Origin of the sequence: Staphylococcus simulans (genome assembly GCF_025561465.1) — a bacterium.
Lineage (GTDB): Bacteria > Bacillota > Bacilli > Staphylococcales > Staphylococcaceae > Staphylococcus > Staphylococcus simulans.
Map to the genome: position 1 here is coordinate 556,860 of NZ_CP095100.1, position 26,907 is coordinate 583,766.

General features: G+C 36.7%; 22 protein-coding genes. 16 read left to right on the plus strand and 6 right to left on the minus strand.

The annotated features are described in order from the left end of the window. Positions 1–242: 242 nt before the first annotated feature. Positions 243–869: an FMN-dependent NADH-azoreductase gene (locus tag MUA87_RS02200; protein WP_002479844.1), complete on the minus strand. Its 627-nt coding sequence runs from the start codon at positions 867–869 to the stop codon at positions 243–245. Positions 870–1,071: 202 nt separating this feature from the next. On the opposite strand from MUA87_RS02200, the gene MUA87_RS02205 reads away from it, so the two are divergent. Then, the gene (locus MUA87_RS02205; protein ID WP_002479843.1) at positions 1,072–1,377 is read left to right on the plus strand and encodes a hypothetical protein; all 306 of its coding nucleotides are present in this window, start codon (positions 1,072–1,074) and stop codon (positions 1,375–1,377) included. A 50-nt stretch (positions 1,378–1,427) separates the two neighbouring features. Here the strand turns inward: MUA87_RS02205 and MUA87_RS02210 are convergent, their stop codons facing one another. Next, entirely contained in the window at positions 1,428–1,667 is a 240-nt protein-coding gene (locus tag MUA87_RS02210; protein ID WP_023015494.1) for a hypothetical protein, read from the minus strand. Positions 1,668–1,821: 154 nt separating this feature from the next. On the opposite strand from MUA87_RS02210, the gene srtA reads away from it, so the two are divergent. Beyond that, positions 1,822–2,430, plus strand: coding sequence for a class A sortase SrtA (srtA, locus tag MUA87_RS02215; protein WP_023015493.1), 609 nt, complete (start codon positions 1,822–1,824; stop codon positions 2,428–2,430). Positions 2,431–2,487: 57 nt separating this feature from the next. Here srtA and bioB read toward each other — a convergent pair whose 3' ends face one another. Further along, entirely contained in the window at positions 2,488–3,498 is a 1,011-nt protein-coding gene (gene bioB / locus MUA87_RS02220; RefSeq protein WP_105978385.1) for a biotin synthase BioB, read from the minus strand. 587 nt (positions 3,499–4,085) lie between these two features. Between bioB and MUA87_RS12945 the strand changes: the two genes are divergently transcribed. Both MUA87_RS12945 and MUA87_RS02230 read left to right on the plus strand, forming a co-directional pair. After that, on the plus strand, positions 4,086–12,824 hold the full coding sequence (locus tag MUA87_RS12945; RefSeq protein ID WP_262551243.1) for an SdrD B-like domain-containing protein: 8,739 nt from the start codon (positions 4,086–4,088) through the stop codon (positions 12,822–12,824). Positions 12,825–12,971: 147 nt separating this feature from the next. Beyond that, positions 12,972–13,484 (plus strand): methylated-DNA--[protein]-cysteine S-methyltransferase, encoded by a 513-nt coding sequence (locus MUA87_RS02230; protein WP_057510009.1) that lies wholly within the window; start codon positions 12,972–12,974, stop codon positions 13,482–13,484. Here MUA87_RS02230 and MUA87_RS02235 read toward each other — a convergent pair. Beyond that, the gene (locus MUA87_RS02235) at positions 13,481–14,311 is read right to left on the minus strand and encodes an alpha/beta hydrolase (protein ID WP_262551244.1); all 831 of its coding nucleotides are present in this window, start codon (positions 14,309–14,311) and stop codon (positions 13,481–13,483) included. The genes MUA87_RS02230 and MUA87_RS02235 overlap by 4 nt on opposite strands. Before the next feature lie 134 nt (positions 14,312–14,445). Further along, a complete protein-coding gene (locus MUA87_RS02240) occupies positions 14,446–15,063 on the minus strand; it encodes a YIP1 family protein (RefSeq protein WP_002479834.1) in 618 nt (205 codons plus the stop codon). A gap of 259 nt (positions 15,064–15,322) precedes the next feature. Here MUA87_RS02240 and MUA87_RS02245 point away from each other — a divergent pair, with 259 nt between their 5' ends. From MUA87_RS02245 to MUA87_RS02300, 12 genes are all read left to right on the plus strand, one after another. Further along, positions 15,323–16,438, plus strand: a complete 1,116-nt coding sequence (locus MUA87_RS02245) for an efflux RND transporter periplasmic adaptor subunit (RefSeq protein WP_105978538.1) — start codon at positions 15,323–15,325, stop codon at positions 16,436–16,438. Continuing rightward, a complete protein-coding gene (locus tag MUA87_RS02250) occupies positions 16,435–17,115 on the plus strand; it encodes an ABC transporter ATP-binding protein (RefSeq protein ID WP_002479832.1) in 681 nt (226 codons plus the stop codon). Before MUA87_RS02245 ends, MUA87_RS02250 begins: the two co-directional genes overlap by 4 nt. Next, positions 17,112–18,296, plus strand: a complete 1,185-nt coding sequence (locus MUA87_RS02255; RefSeq protein WP_057510005.1) for an ABC transporter permease — start codon at positions 17,112–17,114, stop codon at positions 18,294–18,296. The genes MUA87_RS02250 and MUA87_RS02255 overlap by 4 nt, the downstream gene beginning before the upstream one ends. Positions 18,297–18,428: 132 nt before the next feature. Further along, the gene (gene cidR, locus MUA87_RS02260) at positions 18,429–19,310 is read left to right on the plus strand and encodes a cidABC operon transcriptional activator CidR (protein WP_002479830.1); all 882 of its coding nucleotides are present in this window, start codon (positions 18,429–18,431) and stop codon (positions 19,308–19,310) included. A gap of 119 nt (positions 19,311–19,429) precedes the next feature. Next, positions 19,430–20,008 carry a YdhK family protein gene (locus MUA87_RS02265; RefSeq protein ID WP_262551245.1) on the plus strand — a complete coding sequence of 193 codons (579 nt, stop codon included), beginning with the start codon at positions 19,430–19,432 and terminating at the stop codon, positions 20,006–20,008. A gap of 440 nt (positions 20,009–20,448) precedes the next feature. Continuing rightward, on the plus strand, positions 20,449–20,835 hold the full coding sequence (locus MUA87_RS02270; protein WP_002479828.1) for a CidA/LrgA family protein: 387 nt from the start codon (positions 20,449–20,451) through the stop codon (positions 20,833–20,835). Continuing rightward, the gene (locus MUA87_RS02275; protein WP_002479827.1) at positions 20,832–21,518 is read left to right on the plus strand and encodes an LrgB family protein; all 687 of its coding nucleotides are present in this window, start codon (positions 20,832–20,834) and stop codon (positions 21,516–21,518) included. The genes MUA87_RS02270 and MUA87_RS02275 overlap by 4 nt, the downstream gene beginning before the upstream one ends. A gap of 107 nt (positions 21,519–21,625) precedes the next feature. After that, positions 21,626–23,368: a pyruvate oxidase gene (locus MUA87_RS02280; protein WP_002479826.1), complete on the plus strand. Its 1,743-nt coding sequence runs from the start codon at positions 21,626–21,628 to the stop codon at positions 23,366–23,368. A 156-nt stretch (positions 23,369–23,524) separates the two neighbouring features. Continuing rightward, positions 23,525–24,085, plus strand: coding sequence for a GNAT family N-acetyltransferase (locus MUA87_RS02285; RefSeq protein ID WP_262551246.1), 561 nt, complete (start codon positions 23,525–23,527; stop codon positions 24,083–24,085). 72 nt (positions 24,086–24,157) lie between these two features. Then, positions 24,158–24,556, plus strand: a complete 399-nt coding sequence (locus tag MUA87_RS02290) for an acyl-CoA thioesterase (protein ID WP_037557637.1) — start codon at positions 24,158–24,160, stop codon at positions 24,554–24,556. 71 nt (positions 24,557–24,627) lie between these two features. Next, a complete protein-coding gene (locus MUA87_RS02295) occupies positions 24,628–25,332 on the plus strand; it encodes an AzlC family ABC transporter permease (protein ID WP_262551247.1) in 705 nt (234 codons plus the stop codon). 1 nt (position 25,333) lies between these two features. Then, positions 25,334–25,660, plus strand: a complete 327-nt coding sequence (locus MUA87_RS02300; protein WP_262551248.1) for a branched-chain amino acid transporter permease — start codon at positions 25,334–25,336, stop codon at positions 25,658–25,660. Positions 25,661–25,761: 101 nt separating this feature from the next. On the opposite strand, the gene MUA87_RS02305 is transcribed toward MUA87_RS02300, so the two are convergent. Then, positions 25,762–26,787, minus strand: coding sequence for a HoxN/HupN/NixA family nickel/cobalt transporter (locus tag MUA87_RS02305; RefSeq protein WP_060803578.1), 1,026 nt, complete (start codon positions 26,785–26,787; stop codon positions 25,762–25,764). Between the last annotated feature and the right edge of the window lie 120 nt (positions 26,788–26,907).

A 26,907-nucleotide genomic window follows, 5' to 3' on the forward strand; every position in this document is an offset into this window, starting at 1 on the left:
ATTCTCTTTTGGGTAATATAATAAGTACGGTTATAAAATTCAACCGTTTGTTTAGTTGATATAAGACAAAACATAACTAAAGGAGGCTATATTATGGCTGAAGAGAAAAAAGGTTCAATCCAAGGACGCGTAGTAGACGAAACTAAAGAGCAAGCGAAAAAGCAAAAAGAAAAATTAGAAAAGAAAAACGAAGATAAATAATAAAAAACGGGCAGCCATTAAGGTTGCCCGTTTTTATATGATTAAAATTGTTTTGCGAATTGTTCTGCTTGTTGAATCGCATTTAGTTTAATTTCTTCTGCATTTTCTGGTTCTGCATTGTGACCTTCAATTGCGATTAAACTAATATCAGGTACACCCATGAATGCTAGGATAGTGCGGATATAACGGTCTCCTAGTTCAAAGTCAGCTGCTGGACCTTCGCTGTAGTAGCCGCCACGTGATTGGATATGCAATGCTGCTTTATCTGTTAATAAGCCTTGTGGACCTTCAGCAGTGTATTTGAATGTTTTACCAGCAACTGCGACTGCGTCGAAATAACGTTTAACTGCAGGAGGGAATGATAAGTTCCACATTGGTGTAACGAAAACATATTTATCTGCCGCTACGAATTGATCTACAAGTTCAGTTAAACGGTTAACTTTTTGTTGTTCTGAATCAGTTAATGTTTCGCCAGATTGTAATTTACCCCAACCTGAAAATACTTCAGCGTCGATTTCAGGTACTTCATCTTTAAATAAGTCGATGTGAACGACTTCATCTTCAGGGTGTTCTGCTTTGTAAGTATCAATAAAAGCTTTTCCAACTGCCATTGAGTTGGAAACCATTTCATCTAATGGGTGTGCAGTGATATATAAAACTTGTGACATTAATAATCATCCTTTTTCATGTAATTTAAGATATATTTATTATACTAGGTACAATTACTATATGTAAAGGGTAAAGTTTTCACTTTTGGTGCATCTTAAAGAAATGAAATAAGTAGATTTAGTGAACAAGTAAGTTTAAAGTGGAGTGTGTTCTAGGGTTAGGTTTATAATATTTTTGAAATTCATACCTAGAGGTGAAGTGATGAAGAATTTAATCATCGGTACATTATTATTTTTGTTAGTAGTGGGTTCAGGTTTGTATACGATTAAAGCTGAAATGCAGAATGATGCGAAGGCAGCAGCAACACAAAAATATAAAGTCAAAGGTATAACAACAGAAAAACAATTGAAAGCATTCTTTAATGATCCGAAGAAAACAGAAGCACAAAAGTTAGGAGCATATGAGACAGCTGTCGAAAATAAAGTCATTCCTCGCAGTCCGCATTTTCAAAGTGCTGATGCAGCATATAAAGAATCTATGAAGTTGAAACACCATAAGCAACAATAAAATAAAATCATCATTTATAAAGTAAGTGACAGGCTTTATAAATGATGATTTTATGTTAAATGTAGAAAGTTTTTGATTTCATCTAATGAAGGAAGTTGTTCAGTATAATATTCAAGGTTTTGAAGTAAAGGTTGATTATCTGACCATTGTTGAATTTGACTTAAGAAAGTACCATTAAAAATTTGACCATAGAAATGTAGGAAGTTAGTTAAATAATTGCCTTCTTGCCATACTTTGTAAGTTCCGATAAGTGCTAATATAAAAACGATTCCTTTAAATAAATTCCACATCGTCTTTCTCCTTGAAAATAGTTTGTTATCTAATTAATTGTATAACATTTTTATTGTGATTGCTAGTGAGCGCATTGCTCTATATGAATATTGAAAACCATGTTATAATGAATGAAATTCACAGCATGAGTCGAACTGAATTAGGAGGTTTATAATGGGTAAATGGAAATCACGGTTATTTACATTAGTGGGTGTCGTACTTATTTTAGCGGGCATCTTTATGGTGTTTAAACCACAAATCAACCACTTTATTGCTGGTAAAGAAAATGAAGCGAAAATAGAACAATACGATAAACAACAAGCCTCAAAAAAACAAGAGAAAAAAGAAGTGCCGCAAGTTCCTAAAGATAAATCACAATTGGTAGGGTATATTGATATACCAAGTGTGAATATTAAAGAAGCGGTTTATCCTGGTGAAGCAACACCTGAACAATTAAACAGAGGTGTCAGCTTAGCCGAAGAGGATGAATCATTAGATCAGCAAAACATAGCGATTGCCGGTCATACAAATACATCAGGCAACTATCAATTTACAAATTTACACAAAGTAAAAAAAGGTGCAAAAGTCACTTTTAAGGTCGGCAAAGAAACACGTAAATATAAAATCACAAAGATTAAAGACGTAAAACCTACTGAAATTAGTGTGTTAGCTGAACAGAAAAAGAAAAAAGATCAATTAACATTAATTACATGTGATGATTATAATCCACAAACTGGCGAGTGGGAAACACGTAGTATTTATACTGCTGAAAGAGTTGCATAATAAGAAAGACCTGAGACAACGATAACAGTCTCAGGTCTATTTTTTATGCATCTACTATTATGCTTCTAATTTCTGTGTGATTTGTTCGGCAGTATCTTCAGGTAAATTACTGTGATCAATTTCAAAACCTAAGTCTTGAATCATGCGATAATCCATTTCATTCGGCTGACCACCTGTAATTAAGTAATCACCTACAAAAATTGAGTTAGCTGCTAGTAATGCTAAAGGTTGGAGTGACTGCAAATTGATTTCACGTCCGCCTGCAATTCTAATTTCTTTAGTTGGATTAACTAAACGAAATAAAGCAATGATTCGTAAACATTTCATAGGTGTAAGTTCGTCCATCTCTCCGAACTTTGTGCCTTGAATAGGATGTAAGAAATTAATAGGAATACTGTCTGCATCAATTTCTTTTAAGGCAAAGGCCATATCAATTCTATCTTGATCTGTTTCACCCATGCCGCAGATAACGCCAGAGCAAGGTGATATATGATGTGCTTTCATAATTTCTACAGTATTCACACGTTGTTCATAGGAGTGGGTTGTGACCACAGTATCATGATAATTTTCACTTGTATTTAAGTTATGGTTGTAACGATCAACACCTGCATCTTTTAAACGTTGTGCTTGATCATCATTTGCGATGCCTAAACATGCACAAACTTTTAATTCAGGATGCGTTTGTTTGATTTGTTTCACTGATGAAGTGATATGGTCAACTTCTTTATCACTAGGACCACGACCGCTCATCACAATACAGTATGTACCTATTTGATGTTCAGCAGCAGCATTTGCGCCAGCCACAATGTCATTTTCAGGAATCAAAGCATAACGGTCTTTTCTTTTCATATCCCTTGATTGACCACAGTACCCACAATCTTCAGGACAGATACCACTCTTCGCATTTAAAATCATATTCAGTTTTACTTTCTTTCCGTAATAATGTTTTCGAATAGCATAAGCCTCATCTAATAATGTCATCGTATCAATAGATACATCTGTATATAAATTATAGGCTTCTTCTTTAGTGAGTGATTTGCCATTTAAAATATCTTGTGCAATTTGCATAATCGAGATCTCCTTTATAGTGAAATTCAATATGTAAACTTATTAATATTTTAAGTTTACATTTGTGTGGGAGGATATGCAAGTGAAGGTTTTTATGTGAAAGGGATGTTTTACAACATTTAATTTGTCAAAGTTAGGGCATTTAAATCAAAAAATACAAAAGAAATCATCTAAATGTGTCTAAATTGTGACAAATATTAAGAGGTTATTAAATTTGTAAACGCTTTATTATTGAGATTATTTTGGAAACTGTAGAGTAAATTAACTCTAATCAGAGTGATAATTTATAAAAAAGAAATAAATTGAGTTCAATTGCATCGTGTGGATTCGACCAACTTACAGATGATTTTTCATTAACATAATTATACATTTAATCAAAAAATTTCATGCAGTTAAGTTTTTGTTGTTGAAATGCGTTGTTCCATAAAATTTACGAAAAATAAATCAATAGTAATACAAAGTTGTTTGGAACTGTGATACTATCTATTTATACTAGTTTTTTGAAAACTTAGGTAAGTGGTAGACAATATACGTAACAATTGGACAAGGGAAATTTTTTAATTTTTGGAAAGGGGTTATATCTTAATATGAGAAATAATTCACATTCGCGAGGCTTTGACGCAAGGCGTCAAAATAAATATTCAATCCGTCGTTTCACTGTAGGAACAGCTTCAATTATCGTCGGAGCAACTTTATTGTTCGGAATTGGTAACGAAGCAAGAGCTGCAGAAGGAACAACTGATTCTACTGGTAACCAAACGTCAGGTAGTTCGACTAGTGATCCAGCATCACAACCAACAGAAGATGCTGCACCAACTCAAGAGACTGCACCGACACAAGAAACACAAACAAACACAACAGATCAATCAACTGACCAATCGGTTGACCAACCTGTTGAATCAACAACACCACAAACTGATACAAAAACTACAGATGCACCTACAACTGGTGAAACTGTAACACCAGAACAAAATACAACAACTAATAATGATACAAATACAACAACTACGTCAGATGCTCCACAACAAGAAACTTCTCCTCAAACTGCATCTTCTACAGATACATCATCGACAACAAAAGATACTTCATCACAATCAGCACCAGAGTCAGCTGATACAACAACTTCTACAACACAAGAAAAATCAACTTCTGATACATCATCACAATCATCGACTTCTGATAAAGTAGATGCACCTACATCTTCTGCACAAGAACCAACTACTACAACACAAGAAAAATCAGCAGATACATCAAGCACTTCAAATACGACTTCTGCTCAAACAGCTGAAGAACCTGTAACTACTCAAGGTTCTACTGACCAAACGGTTGATAAATCAACAGTTGAACCAAGTGCTGAACAAAATACTGTCTCATCTACTGAACCGACTCAACAAGTCATTGCAGCTGCTGATTCAAATACAACTACAGATGCAGGTACAGGTACTACTCAAGATACATCTTTACAATCAAGTGATTTAGCTGCACAAGCTGGTGTTACAAGTGCTGATTCACCTGAACTAGCAACATACAAATTATTGCAACAATCTTCTGATAATAAAGATGCAAACACAATTCAAACGACAGCTGAAACAACACCAATGTCACGTTCATTAAGTTTAATGTCAGCATCACCAACAACATTCACAACATTAGCAGCAGCAACAGGTACGAATGTAAATGATTTAGTTACTATTTCAAATCCTACAATCTCAACAAAACAAATTGACCCTAACCAAAACGGTAACTTCCGTTTGAATGCAGACTATACAGTTAATGGCGCTGTTCAAGCAGGAGACTATTTCACTGTACAAATGCCAACATATGCAAATATGGATGGGGAATTAGATTACTCAAATGCAAATAACCAATTTAAAACTGATTTATTATCACCATCAGGATATGTAGTCGCAAATGGTGTTTACGATACAACATCTAAAACTTTGACTTATACATTCACTGATTGGGTTAATAATAAAGATAATATTTCAGGAAGCTTTAGTTTAGCGCAATTTGCTGATCGTAAAACAGCACAAGATTATGGAACATATCCACTAAATTATAATTTAGCTGGTGAAGCATATAATACACAAATCACATACGCGTATGATTCACACGAACACGGAAATTACCCTGCTTTTGTTGATTCAATGATTACAAACGTTGATGCGACAAATACAACAAATGACTTCACGGAAGTAATTTACGTTAACCCTACTGATGAAAATTTAAGCAGAGCAATTCTTACTGTATCTCCAAAAGACTATAATAGTAATGCGTTAATTGGATTTAATTATACAAATTTCCATATTTATGAAGTACCAGATCCAAGTCAATTAACTGATAGCTATGACTTCAACGCTGCAGGTTATCAAGACTTAGCACAAAATTTCCGCAATAATGGTAGTATCTATACAAATACAAATGGTGATATGGTTATTAATTTCGGTGCTATTGATACACCGTATGTAGTAGTTATGGACTCATACTTCGATCCAACCTACAGTTCAGATTTAACGACAAGAGCAACATTAGAGGCTACAGATCAATTTGGTAACTATGCAAGTTATTTCTTTGATAACAGCTTTGTAATTGAAAATAGTTCAGGTACTGGAGACGGAACACTTGAAACTTATAGACTAGGTGACTATGTATGGGAAGATACTAACCAAAATGGTATTCAAGATAGTGGAGAAACACCAATTTCAAACGTGTTAGTTACTCTTAAAGATGCTAACGGTAACATTATCAATACAGCAGTAACAGACCGATATGGGAACTACTTATTCTCAGATTTAAATAACGGAGATTATACAGTAGAATTTAGTACACCAGAAGGCTATGTTCCGACTACACAAAATGCTGGAACAGATGGCACTGTAGACTCAAATGGTTTAGTTGTACCTGTAACAATTAATGGTGCGGATAACTTAACAATCGACTCTGGTTTCTATAAACCTGTAGCTGCGACATACAACTTAGGCGACTATGTATGGGAAGACAGCAACAAAGACGGCATCCAAAACTCTAACGAAGTAGGAATCGAAGGCGTAACTGTAACGTTAACAAAACCAGACGGATCAACAGTAACAACAGTTACAGATGCGAACGGTAAATATGAATTCACTGGCCTAGAAAACGGCGACTACACAGTTGATTTCACAGCACCGGAAGGTTATGAATCAACATTAGTCAACTTAGGTGACGATGCATTGGATTCAGACGGCGCGTCAACAACAGTGACAATCAATAACGCGGATAATTACACAATCGACAGCGGATTCTACAAACCAGTGGTTGCGCCAGAACCAGTACCGGCAACATACAACTTAGGTGACTATGTATGGGAAGACAGCAATAAAGACGGCATCCAAAACTCGAATGAAGTGGGTATCGAAGGCGTAACAGTAACATTGACAAAACCAGACGGATCAACAGTAACGACAGTTACAGATGCGAACGGTAAATATGAGTTTACTGGTCTAGAAAACGGCGACTACACAGTTGATTTCACAGCACCGGAAGGTTATGAAGCAACATTAGTCAACGTAGGTGACGATGCATTGGATTCAGACGGCGCGTCAACAACAGTAACAATCAATAACGCGGATAACTACACAATCGACAGCGGATTCTTCAAACCAGCGGTTGAAGAACCAACGCCAGTACCGGCAACATACAACTTAGGTGACTATGTATGGGAAGATTCAAACAAAGACGGCATCCAAAACTCAAACGAAGTGGGTATCGAAGGTGTAACAGTAACGTTGACAAAACCAGACGGATCAACAGTAACAACAGTTACAGATGCGAACGGTAAATATGAATTCACTGGCCTAGAAAACGGCGACTACACAGTTGATTTCACAGCACCGGAAGGTTATGAAGCAACATTAGTCAACGTAGGTGACGATGCATTGGATTCAGACGGCGCGTCAACAACAGTGACAATCAATAACGCGGATAACTACACAATCGACAGCGGGTTCTTCAAACCAGCGGTTGAAGAACCAACGCCAGTACCGGCAACATACAACTTAGGTGACTATGTATGGGAAGATTCAAACAAAGACGGCATCCAAAACTCGAATGAAGTGGGTATCGAAGGCGTAACAGTAACATTGACAAAACCAGACGGATCAACCGTAACGACAGTTACAGATGCGAACGGTAAATATGAGTTTACTGGTCTAGAAAACGGCGACTACACAGTTGATTTCACAGCACCGGAAGGTTATGAAGCAACATTAGTCAACGTAGGTGACGATGCATTGGATTCAGACGGCGCGTCAACAACAGTAACAATCAATAACGCAGATAACTACACAATCGACAGCGGATTCTTCAAACCAGTGGTTGCGCCAGAACCAGTACCAGCGACATACAACTTAGGTGACTATGTATGGGAAGACAGCAACAAAGACGGCATCCAAAACTCTAACGAAGTAGGAATCGAAGGCGTAACTGTAACGTTAACAAAACCAGACGGATCAACCGTAACGACAGTTACAGATGCGAACGGTAAATATGAGTTTACTGGTCTAGAAAACGGCGACTACACAGTTGATTTCACAGCACCGGAAGGTTATGAATCAACATTAGTCAACGTAGGTGACGATGCATTGGATTCAGACGGCGCGTCAACAACAGTAACAATCAATAACGCGGATAATTACACAATCGACAGCGGATTCTACAAACCAGTGGTTGCGCCAGAACCAGTACCGGCAACATACAACTTAGGTGACTATGTATGGGAAGACAGCAATAAAGACGGCATCCAAAACTCGAATGAAGTGGGTATCGAAGGCGTAACAGTAACATTGACAAAACCAGACGGATCAACAGTAACGACAGTTACAGATGCGAACGGTAAATATGAGTTTACTGGTCTAGAAAACGGCGACTACACAGTTGATTTCACAGCACCGGAAGGCTATGAAGCAACATTAGTCAATGTAGGCGACGACGCATTAGATTCAGACGGCGCGTCAACAACAGTAACAATCAATAACGCAGATAACTACACAATCGACAGCGGATTCTTCAAACCAACGGTTGAAGAACCAACGCCAGTACCAGCGACATACAACTTAGGTGACTATGTATGGGAAGACAGCAACAAAGACGGCATCCAAAACTCTAACGAAGTAGGAATCGAAGGCGTAACTGTAACGTTAACAAAACCAGACGGATCAACAGTAACAACAGTTACAGATGCGAACGGTAAATATGAATTCACTGGCCTAGAAAACGGCGACTACACAGTTGATTTCACAGCACCGGAAGGTTATGAATCAACATTAGTCAACGTAGGTGACGATGCATTGGATTCAGACGGCGCGTCAACAACAGTGACAATCAATAACGCGGATAATTACACAATCGACAGCGGATTCTACAAACCAGTGGTTGCGCCAGAACCAGTACCGGCAACATACAACTTAGGTGACTATGTATGGGAAGACAGCAATAAAGACGGCATCCAAAACTCGAATGAAGTGGGTATCGAAGGCGTAACAGTAACATTGACAAAACCAGACGGATCAACAGTAACGACAGTTACAGATGCGAACGGTAAATATGAGTTTACTGGTCTAGAAAACGGCGACTACACAGTTGATTTCACAGCACCGGAAGGTTATGAAGCAACATTAGTCAACGTAGGTGACGATGCATTGGATTCAGACGGCGCGTCAACAACAGTAACAATCAATAACGCGGATAACTACACAATCGACAGCGGATTCTACAAACCAGTTGAAGAGCCGACACCAGTACCAGCTACTTACACAGTTGGCGATAAAGTTTGGGAAGACACAAACAAAGACGGTATCCAAAACTCAAATGAACCTGGCATCTCTGGCGTAGAAGTAACGTTGACAAAACCAGACGGATCAACAGTAACGACAACAACAGACAATAACGGTAACTATGAGTTTACAAACTTACCGAACGGTGACTACACAATCACATTCGAAACACCAGAAGGTTACGAACCAACAACACCGAATGTCGGTAATCCTGAATTAGATTCAAACGGTACGACAACAACAGTTACTGTTAATAACGGCGATGATAAAACAATCGACAGCGGTTTCTACAAACCAGTACAAGAAACACCACAAGAACCAGCAACTTACACAGTTGGTGATAAAGTTTGGGAAGACACAAACAAAGACGGAGTACAAAACTCAAATGAACCAGGTATCCCTGGTGTTGAAGTAACATTAACGAAACCAGATGGTTCAACAGTTACGACAACAACAGACAATAACGGTAACTATGAGTTTACAAACTTACCGAACGGTGATTACACAATCACATTCGAAACACCAGAAGGTTATGAACCAACAACACCGAATGTCGGCAACCCTGAATTGGACTCAAACGGAACAACAACAACAGTTACTGTTAATAACGGCGACGATAAAACAATCGACAGCGGTTTCTACAAACCAGTACAAGAAACACCACAAGAACCAGCAACTTACACAGTTGGTGATAAAGTTTGGGAAGACACAAACAAAGACGGAGTACAAAACTCAAATGAACCAGGTATCCCTGGTGTTGAAGTAACATTAACGAAACCAGATGGTTCAACAGTTACGACAACAACAGACAATAACGGTAACTATGAGTTTACAAACTTACCGAACGGTGATTACACAATCACATTCGAAACACCAGAAGGTTATGAACCAACAACACCGAATGTCGGCAACCCTGAATTGGACTCAAACGGAACAACAACAACAGTTACTGTTAATAACGGCGACGATAAAACAATCGACAGCGGTTTCTACAAACCAGTACAAGAAACACCACAAGAACCAGCAACTTACACAGTTGGCGATAAAGTTTGGGAAGACACAAACAAAGACGGAGTACAAAACTCAAATGAACCAGGTATCCCTGGTGTTGAAGTAACATTAACGAAACCAGATGGTTCAACAGTTACGACAACAACAGACAATAACGGTAACTATGAGTTTACAAACTTACCGAACGGTGATTACACAATCACATTCGAAACACCAGAAGGTTATGAACCAACAACACCGAATGTCGGCAACCCTGAATTGGACTCAAACGGAACAACAACAACAGTTACTGTTAATAACGGCGACGATAAAACAATCGACAGCGGTTTCTACAAACCAGTACAAGAAACACCACAAGAACCAGCAACTTACACAGTTGGCGATAAAGTTTGGGAAGATACAAACAAAGACGGAGTACAAAACTCAAATGAACCAGGTATCCCTGGTGTTGAAGTAACATTAACGAAACCAGATGGTTCAACAGTTACGACAACAACAGACAATAACGGTAACTATGAGTTTACAAACTTACCGAACGGTGATTACACAATCACATTCGAAACACCAGAAGGTTATGAACCAACAACACCGAATGTCGGCAACCCTGAATTGGACTCAAACGGAACAACAACAACAGTTACTGTTAATAACGGCGACGATAAAACAATCGACAGCGGTTTCTACAAACCAGTACAAGAAACACCACAAGAACCAGCAACTTACACAGTTGGTGATAAAGTTTGGGAAGACACAAACAAAGACGGAGTACAAAACTCAAATGAACCAGGTATCCCTGGCGTAGAAGTAACGTTGACAAAACCGGACGGATCAACAGTAACGACAACAACAGACAATAACGGTAACTATGAGTTTACAAACTTACCGAACGGTGATTACACGATCACATTCGAAACACCGGAAGGTTATGAACCGACAACACCGAATGTTGGCAACCCTGAATTGGACTCAAACGGTACGACAACAACAGTTACTGTTAATAACGGCGACGATAAAACAATCGACAGCGGTTTCTACAAACCAACAGTTGAGCCAACACCAGTACCAGCAACATATAACTTAGGTGATTATGTATGGGAAGATAGTAATAAAGACGGTATCCAAAACTCTAACGAAGTAGGTATCGAAGGTGTAACAGTAACGTTAACGAAACCGGATGGTTCAGTCGTTACAACAACAACAGATGCGAATGGTAAGTATGAATTCACAGATTTACCAAATGGTGAATACACGATCACATTCGAAGCACCGGAAGGTTATGAACCAACATTAGTTAATGTAGGAAATACTGCGCTTGATTCAGATGGAACAACTACAACAGTTACAATCAATAATGCAGATAACTACACAATTGATAGTGGCTTCTTTAAACCAGTAGTAGAACCAACACCAGTACCAGCAACTTACACAGTTGGCGATAAAGTTTGGGAAGATACAAACAAAGACGGTATCCAAAACTCAAATGAACCTGGCATCCCTGGCGTAGAAGTAACGTTGACAAAACCAGATGGATCAACAGTTACAACTACAACAGACGAAAATGGTAATTATGAGTTCACAAACTTACCGAATGGTGAATATACAATTACATTTGAAACGCCAGAAGGTTATGAACCAACATTAGTTAATGTAGGAAATACTGCATTAGACTCAGACGGCAAAACTGTAACAGTGATTGTAAATAACGCAGATGATAAAACAATCGACAGCGGATTCTACAAACCAGTAGTAGAACCAACACCAGAGGATCCAACACCGGAAGAGCCAGGCACACCTGAAAAGCCGGAAGAACCGACAACACCAGAGGAACCAGGCACACCTGAAAAACCGGAAGAACCGACAACACCGGAAGAACCAGGCACACCTGAAAAGCCGGAAGAACCGACAACACCAGAGGAACCAGGCACACCTGAAAAACCGGAAGAACCGACAACACCAGAGGAACCAGGCACACCTGAAAAACCGGAAGTTCCGACAACACCGGAAGAGCCAGGCACACCTGAAAAACCGGAAGAACCGACAACACCAGAGGAACCAGGCACACCTGAAAAACCGGAAGTTCCGACAACACCAGAGGAACTAGGCACACCTGAAAAACCGGAAGTTCCGACAACACCAGAGGAACCAGGCACACCTGAAAAACCAGAAGTTCCAACAACGCCGGAAGAACCAGGCACACCTGAAAAACCAGAAGTTCCGACAACACCGGAAGAGCCAGGCACACCTGAAAAACCGGAAGTTCCAACAACACCAGAGGAACCAACTGCACCAGCTGTTACTCCAGCTCCAAGCGTGGAACAACCAGCAGTTGAAAAACAAGAAAAGCCTTCTGAAGAAGCAAGTTCTAAAGAGAAGGAAGAAGCTTTACCAGACACAGGTGAAACAGAAAGCACAAATAACGCACCATTATTCGGTGGATTATTTGCAGCTCTAGGTTCAATCTTGTTATTCGGTAGACGTCGTAAAGACAATAAAGATAAACAATAAGTTTAACTAAAAAATCTATCAATGATTTTTGGAACACATCTCATTTGAGGTGTGTTCTTTTTTTATACATAATGAAAGTAATAGGGATTAAAAGAAATTATTGAATTTGCAGCGTTTAAATAGATAAAAAGAAGAAAAGGTGATTTAATGACGAAAATGAGTGATTATCAATCTCCAATAGGAACATTAACGCTTGTAAGCGAAGATGATGTATTGACAGGTATTTATTACGAAGGACAAATTAATAAAGAAGATCCAAATATAGATAAAGTGGCATTAACCTCAGTGCCAGTTTTTAACCAAGTCAGTGATTGGTTAGATCGTTATTTTAAAGGGGAAAATCCAGAAATTAATTTTAAGTATCATGCTTCTGGTACTGAATTCAGAGAACAGGTTTGGAATGAGCTTGTTAAAATTCCTTACGGTGAATTAGTAACGTATGGAGATATAGCACGTAAAATTGCACAGTTAAGAGGTAAGAAAAAAATGTCTGCACAAGCAGTTGGTGGAGCAGTAGGCAGTAATCCGATTTCTATTATTATCCCTTGCCACCGTGTGGTAGGCCACCACAACAAACTGACTGGATATGGTGGCGGATTAGATAGGAAGCGTTATTTATTAGAATGTGAACATCATGACTTAAATCAATTTACGACTTAAATTTCTAAACATTGGTGTAAGAATTGCTCTGCTTGTTGGTATATTGTTTTAATATTACTATTAAACGAACGATCAAAATCGTGTTCATCACTATCGAGTGTAATTAATGTGGAATTAGGAATATATTGTTTCAACCGTTCGCTTTCACTAAAAGGAACATCAATATCTCTTGAAGCATGCGCAATAAAAACGAGAGGCAATTGTTTTAAAGCACGTGCACTTAAATTTAATTCAGTTTTTTCAGCATCTTGAATACCGACAAATTCATACCACTGTCCGATGCCTCTTGTATATAAATAGAGTGGATAACGAAACTGAATCGGTCCTTCTGTAATCGGTTGTGATTGAATCATCATATCAATCATAGCTGAGTTAAGATGGGCCGTTTTCTTTTGGAATTCACTGTGCGGTAATTTGAATTCAGGCAAGTCCACTTTTGCATAACCATAAAAATCAATGACACCTTTAACAGTACGTTGAGATGCGATTTGCAAAGCTAAATAACCACCGGAAGATCGTCCGAAAGTAAAGAGTGGCAAATCAGGATATATTTTATTGATGTTATCAAATACTAAAAAAGCATCATTTAAAATAGTGCCGATATTGGATTCGGGTGCTAACCGATAGGGTGCTTCCACTAAATGAAAATGTTGTGTCAGTATTTGAATTGCTTCATCAGATAAATCGTGAGGTGAACCCGCAATTAAACCACCACCATGATAATAGATGATGATACCTTTCGGTTGTTGTGAAAGGTGCGTACGTATATGAAGTTGGAAATTATCAGGTGTTTGTATGGTGTTTGTTTGTGTATCTATTAGAATCACTACTTTCTGCTTGAATAAGTCACTACAAATGACTAGTTAATAGTTTAAGCTTTTTTGAATAGAAAAACGAATCATAAATATATAAATAAGAGGGAATGACACACATGTTCATTCCCTCTTATTCATTAGCTATATTATTGAATGGATGCGCCAAGCAATCCGAATCCGATTGAAATAATGACTAATGCAACACCAAAAATAATAGAAACTTTTCCTGATAACTTACAAGTTTTATACAGTAAAACACTCAATAAATAACCAGAAAGTAAAGTCTGTAAGTTAAATACGCTAAGTACTTTATTACCTGGGTCAAATATATTCAAGCTTGTGATCGAAATTTTCACAATATCTAAACCGACAATCACTTGAATCACTAAGACAATCAGTGCTACTAATGAGCTGATTAACAGCGCAAATAATGTTCCCGCAAAAATGCTTTTCTTTTTCACATTAGATTTGAAAATACGCGCAATTGCCCAAACGATTAAAAATGCGATAAGTAAATAGAAAAGTTGTGAGAAGAGGCCTCCAATAACAGTGACTGGTCCCATAAACGATCTAGCTTGTTCAACTTGTGCTTGATTCATATTTGGATTGGTTTGTTTCATGAGTTCTGTCCAATCACTAAAAGCGAAAGTCAACCATAGTGAACCAATAACTACGACAATCCAAATAATTAAATTAAGTATCCATTTTGGACGTTCTCTGAATTTGCTAAAGGAATCCCCTAGCAGTAAGTTAGAATTTTCCATATGCTACTCCTTATGTAAGATTTATTAAGAGCGTATCATAATCATTAATTTTAATAAATGGTTTTTCTAAAAATGATAAAATTTTTTATTGATGTTTTAATCATTTGATTTCATTGTTAATGAGCGTTGCTTAAATTAGTAGACAACTTTAAAGATTATAAATATCTAACTTTATTAATGTAAAGGTATTCATTTATTTTTAAGTTGTGATATTATTCAATTGTGAGTTTAAAATTAATCGTTAGGAGAGAGAATTAGTGTGAAAAAGAAAATGACATGGATAATTTCAATCATTGCGGCAATTCTACTATTATTTATTATCGCAATCATTGTTAAAAATGCTGAAGGCACATCAAATAAGGAAAATACATATAGTGTCTATAAAGCTAAAAAAGAAAGTCCGCTAACTATGCAAGGTAAAGCTTCTCCAGAAACAGTGAAGTCTTACCAAAATAATTCAACTATCGGTACATATATCAATACTACTGTTTCAAATGGTCAAGACGTTGAAAAAGGTCAACAAATTATCAGCTATGATACGAGCCAGAATCAACGTCAAAGCTTACTTGATAAAGTGAACCAATCAGAACGTGCAAGACAAAAAGCGCAAGAAAGTGTCAATCGTGCACCAAATGATGAGCAAGCCAACGAACAACTATCAGAAGCACAAGCAAACTTAAATAAAGCGAACCAATCATTAAATCAATTTGATCAACAAATTAACGATAGCTTATTTGCGGCTTTCCCAGGAAAGATAGAAATTATGCAAGAGGATTATCCTAATGAAGGTGAAACGATTCTTCAATTAATTTCAAAAGATCCGCAAATCAAAACAACAGTAACTGAATATGATTTGAATAAAATTAAAGAAGGACAAAAAATTGAATATAAGGTCAACAGCACAGGTGACAAAGGGACAGGTGAAGTTATAAAGATATCTGAACTTCCAACAAGTTATGAAGACAGTCTGAATGAAAATGCGATGAGTGGTGCTTCTGCTGCAGGTGCTTCTGAAGAAGAAGGAGCAGGACAAGCTTCGAATCCTGTTATGAATGATGTATCAGGTAAAGACAGTTCAAACGATGCTTCGAAATATAAAGTGCTTATTGGTCATTTATCTTCTCCAGTACGTGCAGGTTTATCACTAGATGCTTCTGTCGCTACTGACAAAATTAAAATTCCTCAAAATGTATTGGACAAAGATAATACAATTTATGTTCTAAATAAAGAAAATAAAATTGAAAAACGTAAAATCAAAGTAGAAAAGAAAGAGGGTTCTATTTACGTTAAGTCAGGATTGAAAGAAGGAGAACGTTTAGTTCAAAATCCTAAATCATCTCTAAAAGAGGGAGATAAGATTGAGGTGAAAGAATGATTAAGTTAGAAAACATCAATCGTTCTTTTAAAAATGGAGATAAAGTGAATCATATCTTAAAGGATATTTCCCTGGAAATAAAAAAGGGCGAGTTTATCGCAATTATGGGACCTTCTGGTTCAGGTAAAAGTACATTGATTAATATCATAGGTTTCATTGATAGAGGCTATGAGGGCGAATACTTATTTAATAACAACAATTATAAAAAGAGTTCGGATAATCAATTAGCTGAAATTAGAAACCAAGTTGTAGGTTTTGTCTTTCAAAATTTTAAATTGATACAAAATAACACAGTGCTAGAAAATGTAAGTATTCCTTTAGTTTATGCAGGTATCGGAAGTCAAGAAAGAAAGCAGCGTGTTTTAAATACACTGCATAATGTCGGGCTCTACGATAAAGAAAATTTTGTGCCAAATAAATTATCTGGCGGTCAACAACAACGGGTGGCAATTGCGCGTTCCATAGTGAATCAACCAAAGTTTATTATCGCAGATGAACCTACGGGTGCACTCGACTCAAAAACTTCAGAAGATATAATGGAATTATTTATACGTCTGAATCAAGAACAAGAGACAACGATGATTATGGTGACACATGATAGAGCAGTAGCTGAAAAAGCAGATCGCATCTTCCACATCTTGGATGGGCGCATTCAGGAAGAAGAGGTGATAAAATGAGTCGATTATCTAATATACTCATTGTTTCACTACGTTCAATCATGAAAAATAAGCGACGTAATATCTTCACGATGATTGGGATTATTATTGGTATTGCGGCTGTGATTACTATCATGGCTTTAGGAAATGGATTCAAAAAGACCGCAAATGAACAGTTTTCAGATTCAGGTGCGTCTAAAGATGCTGCGCTTATTAGCTTTATGCAGTCTACGGATGCTGATATAAAAACAGAGCCTTTTGCACCTAGTGATATTCAATTAGCGGAAAGAGAAAAAGGAGTAGAAAAAGCACAGATTAAAAAAGATAAAGATCAAGCATTTACAGCTAAAGTGACGAATTCACGTAAAAATGGCAATGCAAATATTTACGTGAAGGACCAATTTAGCAATGTAGATGAAGGTCACGGTTTTAATCAAGGTGATAATGCGATTGAAAACAAAGTTGTAACCATTGATAAGAAATTAGCTGAGGATTTATTTGATAAACCTAAAAAAGCAGTTGGACAATCACTATTTATTAATGGACAAGGATTTAAGATTGTCGGTATAACCACGGGTGATGGCTTTGAAAATAATGTCGTACATATGCCGACACAAACGCTTGAACATTATTTACCCAATCTAACGCAAGATTTTGCACAGTTAGAAGTTAAGATCGAAGATGGTCATAACAAAAAAGAAGTAGGTGAACGTGTCGCAAAGGTGTTATCGAAAAAAGGAAGCGGCCAAGCAGCAGGTAGTTATCAATATTCAGATATGGAAGAAATGATGAAAGGCATCAGTAAAATATTTGATGGAATTACGTACTTTGTAGCAGCAGTCGCAGGTATATCTCTATTCATTGCAGGTATTGGTGTGATGAATGTGATGTACATTTCCGTTGCGGAGCGTTCAGAAGAAATCGCAATACGTCGCGCGTTCGGTGCTAAGGCAAGAGATATTGAGATACAATTCTTAGTTGAAAGTGTCGTACTTTGTTTAATAGGTGGCATTATCGGATTATTATTAGGTATCGGAATTGCTTCGCTTGTCGATGTAGTCACACCTGATTATATCAAGAGTGCTGTAAGTTTAGGATCTGTTTTACTCGCAGTGGGTGTATCAACTTTAATTGGTATTATATTCGGTTGGATACCAGCACGTGCAGCAGCTAAAAAAGAATTGATTGATATTATTAAATAAAAAGAAAGCAGACCGAGAGTTGAAAAGTTCTCTGGTCTGTTTTTCTGGATATATAGCACTTCAGCAGTTGATATTATAAAATAGTGGTATATGTGAAAAGAAAGAAATTGTAAAAAGAGAAGGGGTACAAACATGGATATTAAACAAATGGGATATTTTATTGCAGTTGTACAACATGGCGGTATGACAAATGCCTCTAAAGAACTTTATATTGCACAGCCCACAATCAGCAAAGCAATCAAAGATTTAGAAAACGAACTGGGCAGTGCGTTATTTGATCGTAGTAAACGTCATTTAACTTTGACAGACAGCGGAGAGATTTTCTATAAGAAATCATTGGAAATTATGAATTTGTTTGAGAACCTGCCTAAAGAAGTGAATCAGTTAAAGGGACTTGAAGCGGGTCATATCAGTATTGGATTATCAGCTGTTATGAACATGAATAAATTCATTGATACACTAGGTAATTTCCATCAAATGTATCCAAATATTACGTACAATTTGGTAGAGAATGGCGGGAAGGCATTAGAATCTCAAATCATCAATAATGAAATTGACATTGGCATTACAACTTTGCCTGTAGACAGTGCTATCTTTGAATCTATTCCACTTTATACAGAGGATATTTTGTTGGTTGTTAGTGAAACACATCCATTCGCTGGACGTGAAATGGTAGAAATGCATGAGTTAGCAAATGAAGATTTTATATTGTTTAATGAAGATTTCTATTTAAACGATAAAATTATTGAAACAGCTAAACGTTCTGGTTTTGTGCCTAAGACTATTTCCAAAATTTCGCAATGGAACTTTATCGAAAACTTATTAACAGCTGGATTAGGAGTCAGTATCCTACCAGAAAACATTGTGAAAATGCTGCGTGGGCCTATTCATAGTGCGAAAATTAATGATGCTTCTATGAGATGGCAACTAGGTGTGATTTGGAAAAAAGAAAAGTATATCAACTATGCGACAAGAGAATATATTGATTACATGAAATCATCATTAACTATATAAAAAATTAGACAAAGGATGTCACTTTTTGCGACAGCATAAGGGCGTCCTATTTTTATTAGATTGTAATATACCTAAAGGGGGTATATGATAAATGTGGGAGTAAAGAAAGGGTGAAAGGTATGTTAAAAAGAATCGGAATGGTTATGTTAACGTCGTCTCTGATACTTACCGCTTGTTCAAATGATCAAGAGGACACACAAACCTCAAGTCAAAATGCTCAAAATACAACACAAGATAAACAGACTTCAAAAGAGGGAGAACATCACATGGGGCATCATCATGGTCAAATGCCTGAACATATGCATCATGCACGTCACAGTCAGTTTGATGAGGGGGATGATGTTAGATTAAAAGAAGGCCACATGCCAGGCATGATGAATGCTGACGGTAAAGTTAAAGGCGCTTATAATACATGTGTGTACGAAGTCAGCTATCAACCAACTGATGGCGGTAAAAAAGTTTCTCATCACAAATGGGTCGTGAATGAGGAAATAGAAAATGCACCGAGAGAAGGTTTCAAAAAAGGGGACACTGTTACTTTGAAAGCGAATCATATGAAGGGTATGAAAGGTGCGAAAGCAACAATCGATAAAGTAGAAAAAACAACAGTTTATACAGTGGACTATAAAGATAAAGATAATGGCAAGATGGTTAAGAATCATATGTGGATGACTGAAGATGAATTGTCACCAAGATAAGTAAAGTTCACTAGAATGTCATAATGGGGTATAAAGCGAATGTTTAAGAGGTTGCACAGATCATACAATTATATTTAACGGTATTTTCAATGCTTTCATTTCTAAAGCAAGACAGTTGTTCGGTAAAATGAACAGCTGTTTTTGTGTGCTTTTAAATTTATTGTTAAGACTGTCAGAAAGGGGTATATACGTTATGGAACAAGATTGATGGTAACAAAAGTTCGTATTTGGAAGAAAAGTAATCGATGTTATCGCTTTCATAGAAAAAAGTAATAGGTAGTATCTAAAATCGATATTTTTATTATACACAGAATTGTCATAGAATAAGGAATGTAAGTCAAAAGAATGTGTATAAATAGTGATGGACACTAGATTCAGACACCAGAATCGATTTGGAAATGACCATTTATACGCTTATTTTTAAGGAAAGGTGTTAGCTTATGACATCGAAGGTTTTAAAGATTATCTTCCAAATTATCTTGATTATGGGCATCACGTATTTAGGCAACACCCTTCAGCACCTTTTGCATATTCCATTAGCTGGAAGTATCGTCGGCCTAGGACTCTTTTTCCTACTATTACAATTTAAAATTATACCTGTCAAATGGGTCGAAGCGGGTTCCAACTTCTTGCTAACAACGATGGTGTTTTTCTTTATCCCTTCCGTCGTTGGTGTAATGGATATCATAGGTGACATACACCTCAACTTTATTTTGTTCTTCGGCGTCATCATTCTCGGAACAATAGCTGTCGCTTACGTCTCTGGGCTAATTGCTGAGAAGATGGCCAGAAGACAACATGGTGGTAAGGGGAGTCACACATCATGATTATTTTAAAAGACATCATAATGATAGTACTGACAGTGGTTATGTATCTTGCAGCGAAGAAGCTGCACAAGAGATTTCCTAGCCCATTCTTAAATCCAGCCCTAGTTGCTTCAATTGGAATTATAATCGTGTTATTGTTGTTCCGTCAGAATTATAATTCTTACATGGCAGGCGGCCATTTAATTAATTACTTGCTGAGCTGTACGGTTGTTTGCTTAGCTTATCCGCTTTATATCAATCGTCATAAAATATTTGAAAACTTCAATATTATTTTTACAAGCGTATTGACTGGCGTATTACTCAATTTTGTGTTAGTTTATTCGTCGTTGAAGATTTTAGGCTTCAATAAAGAAGAAATTGTCACATTATTACCGCGTTCCATCACAGCAGCGGTTGGTATCCAAGTATCTCACCAAATGGGCGGTGCAGATACAATTACAGTACTATTTATTATTACCACTGGCTTAATCGGCAGTATGCTCGGCTCATTGCTGTTGCGTATGGGGAACTTTAGAACTTCCATTGCAAAAGGGCTTGCATTTGGAAATGCATCACATGCGTTCGGAACAGCAAAAGCCTTAGAATTAGATTTAGAATCAGGTGCATTCAGTTCAATTGGTATGATTCTGACTGCAGTCATCAGTTCAGTGTTGTTACCAATCCTGATTATTCTTTTTTATTAGCATTAGAATATATAGACACACTTTGCATAACGCAGCATCAAACACTAACTAAAGGGTAGTTTGAATACAGTTACTTTTTTAATGAATAGAAAGGGGCTATTTTTAAAATGGCAAAAATTAAAGCAAATCAAGCACTTGTAGAAGCTTTACTACAATGGGATATTGATCACTTATATGGTATCCCGGGCGACTCTATCGACGCAGTAGTTGATAGTTTACGTACAGTAAGTGAACAAATTAAATTCTATCATGTTCGTCATGAAGAAGTAGGAAGCTTAGCAGCTTCAGCTTACACAAAACTTACTGGTAAAATCGGCGTATCATTAGCAATCGGTGGTCCAGGTGCGATCCACTTATTAAATGGTATGTATGACGCTAAAATGGATGGCGTTCCTCAATTAGTGCTAGTAGGTCAATCTAATAGTACTGTACTTGGTACTAAAGCTTTCCAAGAAACAAACTTATTATCATTATGTGAAGATGTTTCAGTATACAACCGTCAAATCTCAGAAAAAGATGACGATATCTTTGGTATCGTAAACGAAGCTATTAAAACAGCTTACGAGAAAAAAGGTGTGGCAACTTTAATCTTGCCTAACAACTTATTAACTAACAAAGTTAAAGATACAACTAATAAAGTTGTAAACAAAAAACGCCCAACAATCCCAGCACCAAACACAGCTAAAATTAAAAAAGCTGCAAAATTAATTAATAAAGCTAAAAAACCTGTAATGTTAATGGGTACTGGTGCAAAACATGCTGGACCTGAAGTAGAAGCTTTAATCAATAAAGCACAAATCCCTACAATCATCACTTTACCAGCTAAAACAATCATTCCAGATGACCACCCATATAACTTAGGTAACATCGGTAAAATCGGTACAAAACCTGCATATCAAGCAATGCAAAATGCTGACTTATTAATCATGGTAGGTACAAACTATCCATATGTTGACTACCTTCCTAAGAAAAATATCAAAGCCGTTCAAATCGACATTGATCCAAGTGCAATCGGTCACCGTTTCAAAGTAAATGCTGGAATTATCGGTGACGCTAAAATCGCGTTAACTGAATTAACAAACCTTGTTAAACCAGTTAAAAACCGTAAATTCTTAAAAGAAGCATTAGATAACATGGCTACTTGGAAAGAATGGATGGAAAAAGACCTTAACAATGATTCTTATCCAATCCGTCCAGAACACTTGATGCAAGCTATCAACAGAGAAGCAGACAATGACGCTGTATTCTCAATTGATGTTGGTACTTCAACAGTATGGTCAACACGTTACCTAAACCTTAAACCAAGCAACGAATTCATTATCTCAAGCTGGTTAGGTACAATGGGTTGCGCGTTACCAGGTGCAATTGCATCTAACGTAGCATTCCCTAACCGTCAAGTTATCGGTATCGCTGGTGACGGTGGTTTCCAAATGGTAATGCAAGACTTCGCAACAGCTGTTCAATATAACATGCCAATGGTTATCTTCGTATTGAACAACAAACAATTAGCGTTCATCAAATACGAACAACAAGCAGCTGGTGAATTAGAATATGCAATCGACTTCTCAGATATGGATGTTGCTAAATTCGCTGAAGCATGCGGCGGTGCTGGTTACACATTAGAAGATCCAGCAGACATCGATACTGTTGTTGAAGCTGCATTAAATGAAAACAGACCAACAATCGTAAACGTACATGTTGATGCGAACGCTGCACCACTTCCAGGTAAAATTGTACCGGATGAAGCAATCAACTATGCTAAATGGGCATACAGATCTATTACTGAAGATAAAAAATTAGACTTTGATGAAATCCCACCACTTTCAGTAGCAGCTAAACGTTTCTTATAATATTTAAGAAATGAACTGAATACTCAATTTCGACGAGTAGTGCATTTTGCATTACTCGTCTTTTTTTACATCGAATTAATATTGAAATATTCTGTCAACTCCACTATACTCTAGTTATTCATGAAAAAATACATAGAGCGAAAGCAGGCGATACATGTGGACTTTTTTTATTTTCCAGTAGATGAAGACATAAAGTTAGCACAACCTGAAACATTCATGGCTGAACCTTTATTTCAAGTGATTGAACAAGATAGAGCATTTCTTTCAACGTATTTACCGTTCATTGATCATACCTTAACGGTGGAAGATGAACTCAACTTCATTAAGTTAATGTTGAAGGAACAGGCTGCAGGTGAACATCGCCTTTTTGTGATTTACTATCGAGACCAAGTAGTTGGCACTATTGATATACAGCAAATTGATTTAGAAAATAAAAAAGCTTTCGTAGGATATTGGTTGCAGAGTAAGTATAATGGCTTAGGAATCATTGCCCGTTGCCTACATAAAATCTGTGATTTCGCATTCAATACTTTGGATTTAAATAAGTTATCGTTGCACATCAACACTAAAAACAAAGCCAGTCAAAAAGTCGCAGAACGTGCAAACTTCCGTTTTGTTGGAACGGATAAAGATGAGTCATTTGAACGTGGACAATTTGAAGACTTTCATAGATACGCTTTGCTGAAATATGAATTCAATACAGAAACTTCATTGTAAATTAAGATAACACTTATCAACTTTATAAAAACGTTGTTATACTGATGTTATAAAGAAAGATAGGAGTTGTCGGTGTTGAGCGAACGTAAATTAGTGGCAGAAACAGAAATTGAAGTAAACGGCTATGATATTGATGCGATGGGTATCGTCAGCAATATTGTCTATGTCCGTTGGTTTGAAGATTTAAGAACAATATTTGTAAATAAGCATCTAACCCCTTCTGAAATGTTGAAACAAAATATTTCACCTATACTTATGCATACTGAAATTGATTATAAGATACCACTTACTATTCACGACAAACCCGTTGGCAAATGCTGGTTAACGAAAATCAGTCGTTTAAAATGGGTGTTTGAATTTGAAATCAGTACAGGTAATCAAATCCATTGCCAAGGTATGCAGTATGGCGGGTTCTACAATATTGTTGAACAAAAAGTAGTACCAGTACCTGATGCATTCAGAGTTTTATAAGCTACATTAAATCTTCGGAAAATGAATGTTTTTCGAAGATTTTCATATACATAGAAAGAGGATTGATAGTCATGACTGAACATCCGCATTTAAAAGCTATAAAAGCAGCATTTCCTCAAACAATTCCAATTTTCGCAGGGTTTTCATTTATTGGTATTGCTTATGGTATTTATATGCATTCATTACGCTTCCCGCCAATTTATGCGATGCTGATGAGTTTGTTGATTTTTGCAGGATCCATGGAATTTGTGGCCGGAAGTTTATTATTAGTTCCATTTAATCCATTAAGTGTCTTCGTATTGACACTTATGCTGAATTCCAGACACTTATTTTATGGTATTTCCATGTTGGACCGATTTAAAGGGACAGGAAAATATAAGCCATACTTAATTTTTGGGATGTGTGATGAAACCTTCGTAATTAATAATATGGCGAATGTACCTAAAAATGTCGATAAGACCTTATTTATGTTCTATGTCACATTATTAAATCAATTTTATTGGTTTTTCGGTACGACAATCGGAAGTCTGTTCGGTGTCTTTATTAAGTTTGATACAAAAGGCTTAGATTTTGTGATGGTCGCTCTTTTCGTTGTAATCTTTTTAGAGTCTTGGTTGAAAGAAAAGAATCATGTAAGTTCATTAATTGGGTTGGCTATCCCTATAGTTTGTTTGGTCATCTTCGGACCTAATCAATTCATCTTACCTTCAATGATTTTAATTGTGCTCGCATTGACTATCCTCAGAGGATATTTCGCAAGAAAGGGTGTGGCTTAATATGACCTTAACCCAACAAATTTTAACGATTGCGGTTGTTGTGATTGGAACGATGTTGACACGCTTCTTGCCGTTTTTAATCTTTTCTAAAGATAAAGAAACACCAAAGTTTGTACAATATTTAGGCGTTGTACTTCCTGCAGCGGTATTTGGTTTCTTAGTCGTTTATGCGTTGCGTAAAACGCCTATCTTAACTGGCAATCATGGGCTGCCAGAGTTGATTGCGATTGTAGTGATTATTATCTTGCATGTGATTAAACGTAATATGTTGATTTCAATTGCGGGTGGTACAATCGCTTATATGATATTAGTTCAATTTGTATTTTAAAAAGCAATCCTTACATTTCACTTTAAAAATTAAGTAAATGTAAGGATTGCTTTATTTTAGATGAAGGTAAGGAATTGTTATGGTAAGAAAAGTTTTGAATACTATCGCAACTGTTGTTCTTCAAAGTGATTAAGTTTCCAAATAATCACAGATACTAACCAAAATAATAAGAATACACCAACGAGCAGATAACCTAAATGATTAAATTCAATTGATGCAACTTCATCCCAAAAAGGACTGTGCAATTTAAAATGTTCGCCAATCATTTGTAGAATTTCTACAGTACCGATTATCAACGCAGCTATGACGGAGATGGCGGTAATGGTAATATTGTAATAAATTTTACGAACTGGTTTTAGAAATGCCCAGTGATAAGCAGACTTCATGAGCGCGCCATCTAGTGTATCTAATAAACTCATGCCTGCCGCAAATAATAATGGAAGTGCGATAATGCCAGCAAAAGGCAATGACTGTTCAGCAGCTCCAGATGATAATGCAAGCAAAGCAATCTCACTTGCAGTATCAAAGCCTAATCCAAATAGGAAACCTAATGGTAAAACGTGCCAACTTCTGTTGATGAATTTAAAATAAGGACCAACAAATCGTTGAATAAGCCCTCTAGAAGCTAACAATTGATCCAGTTCATCGTCAGAAACTTGTTCAAAGCGTAAACGCATAAATAAACGAATCAATGACACTAAGATAATTAAGTTCAAAATACCAATTAGTAGTAGAAACAGACCAGAAACCATCGTTCCGATGATTCCACCAATAGCTTGAAAGAGGGGCATCTGTCGCTGTGCCCATGATACTGAAACACCTAATAAAAGTGCCATGATAAAAACTACGCTGGAATGGCCGATAGAAAAATAGAAGCCAACACCTGACGGATTTTGTTTTTCTTGCATCAGTTTGCGAACTGTATTATCAATAGCTGCAATGTGGTCAGCATCAAATGCATGACGTAAACCTAGTGTATATGCTAAGATACCCATTCCGAATAAAATAGGATGTGTATGTGCACCCATCCATAAACAAGTAACACCTATCAGGTGCAATAATATAATAATGATTAAATAAGGAAGCATATCTTTAATATGAGTAGTCCTGATGTTCAATAGCGTCATCTGCTTTCTGCATTTTATAATTTAGTCAATATAATAAATTAACTATGAAAGAACTCTATTATTTTAATACGAATAAACAAGTAAGTAAATAACTAAAAGAGAATGGAGCTATTGTAATGA

Excerpts from the sequence above, each read along its gene's own strand:
- MUA87_RS02200 (WP_002479844.1), bottom strand. The coding sequence starts at position 869 with ATGTCACAAGTTTTATATATCACTGCACACCCATTAGATGAAATGGTT.
- MUA87_RS02205 (WP_002479843.1), top strand. The coding sequence starts at position 1,072 with ATGAAGAATTTAATCATCGGTACATTATTATTTTTGTTAGTAGTGGGT.
- MUA87_RS02210 (WP_023015494.1), bottom strand. The coding sequence starts at position 1,667 with ATGTGGAATTTATTTAAAGGAATCGTTTTTATATTAGCACTTATCGGA.
- srtA (WP_023015493.1), top strand. The coding sequence starts at position 1,822 with ATGGGTAAATGGAAATCACGGTTATTTACATTAGTGGGTGTCGTACTT.
- bioB (WP_105978385.1), bottom strand. The coding sequence starts at position 3,498 with ATGCAAATTGCACAAGATATTTTAAATGGCAAATCACTCACTAAAGAA.
- MUA87_RS12945 (WP_262551243.1), top strand. The coding sequence starts at position 4,086 with ATGAGAAATAATTCACATTCGCGAGGCTTTGACGCAAGGCGTCAAAAT.
- MUA87_RS02230 (WP_057510009.1), top strand. The coding sequence starts at position 12,972 with ATGACGAAAATGAGTGATTATCAATCTCCAATAGGAACATTAACGCTT.
- MUA87_RS02240 (WP_002479834.1), bottom strand. The coding sequence starts at position 15,063 with ATGGAAAATTCTAACTTACTGCTAGGGGATTCCTTTAGCAAATTCAGA.
- MUA87_RS02250 (WP_002479832.1), top strand. The coding sequence starts at position 16,435 with ATGATTAAGTTAGAAAACATCAATCGTTCTTTTAAAAATGGAGATAAA.
- MUA87_RS02255 (WP_057510005.1), top strand. The coding sequence starts at position 17,112 with ATGAGTCGATTATCTAATATACTCATTGTTTCACTACGTTCAATCATG.
- cidR (WP_002479830.1), top strand. The coding sequence starts at position 18,429 with ATGGATATTAAACAAATGGGATATTTTATTGCAGTTGTACAACATGGC.
- MUA87_RS02265 (WP_262551245.1), top strand. The coding sequence starts at position 19,430 with ATGTTAAAAAGAATCGGAATGGTTATGTTAACGTCGTCTCTGATACTT.
- MUA87_RS02270 (WP_002479828.1), top strand. The coding sequence starts at position 20,449 with ATGACATCGAAGGTTTTAAAGATTATCTTCCAAATTATCTTGATTATG.
- MUA87_RS02275 (WP_002479827.1), top strand. The coding sequence starts at position 20,832 with ATGATTATTTTAAAAGACATCATAATGATAGTACTGACAGTGGTTATG.
- MUA87_RS02280 (WP_002479826.1), top strand. The coding sequence starts at position 21,626 with ATGGCAAAAATTAAAGCAAATCAAGCACTTGTAGAAGCTTTACTACAA.
- MUA87_RS02295 (WP_262551247.1), top strand. The coding sequence starts at position 24,628 with ATGACTGAACATCCGCATTTAAAAGCTATAAAAGCAGCATTTCCTCAA.
- MUA87_RS02300 (WP_262551248.1), top strand. The coding sequence starts at position 25,334 with ATGACCTTAACCCAACAAATTTTAACGATTGCGGTTGTTGTGATTGGA.
- MUA87_RS02305 (WP_060803578.1), bottom strand. The coding sequence starts at position 26,787 with ATGACGCTATTGAACATCAGGACTACTCATATTAAAGATATGCTTCCT.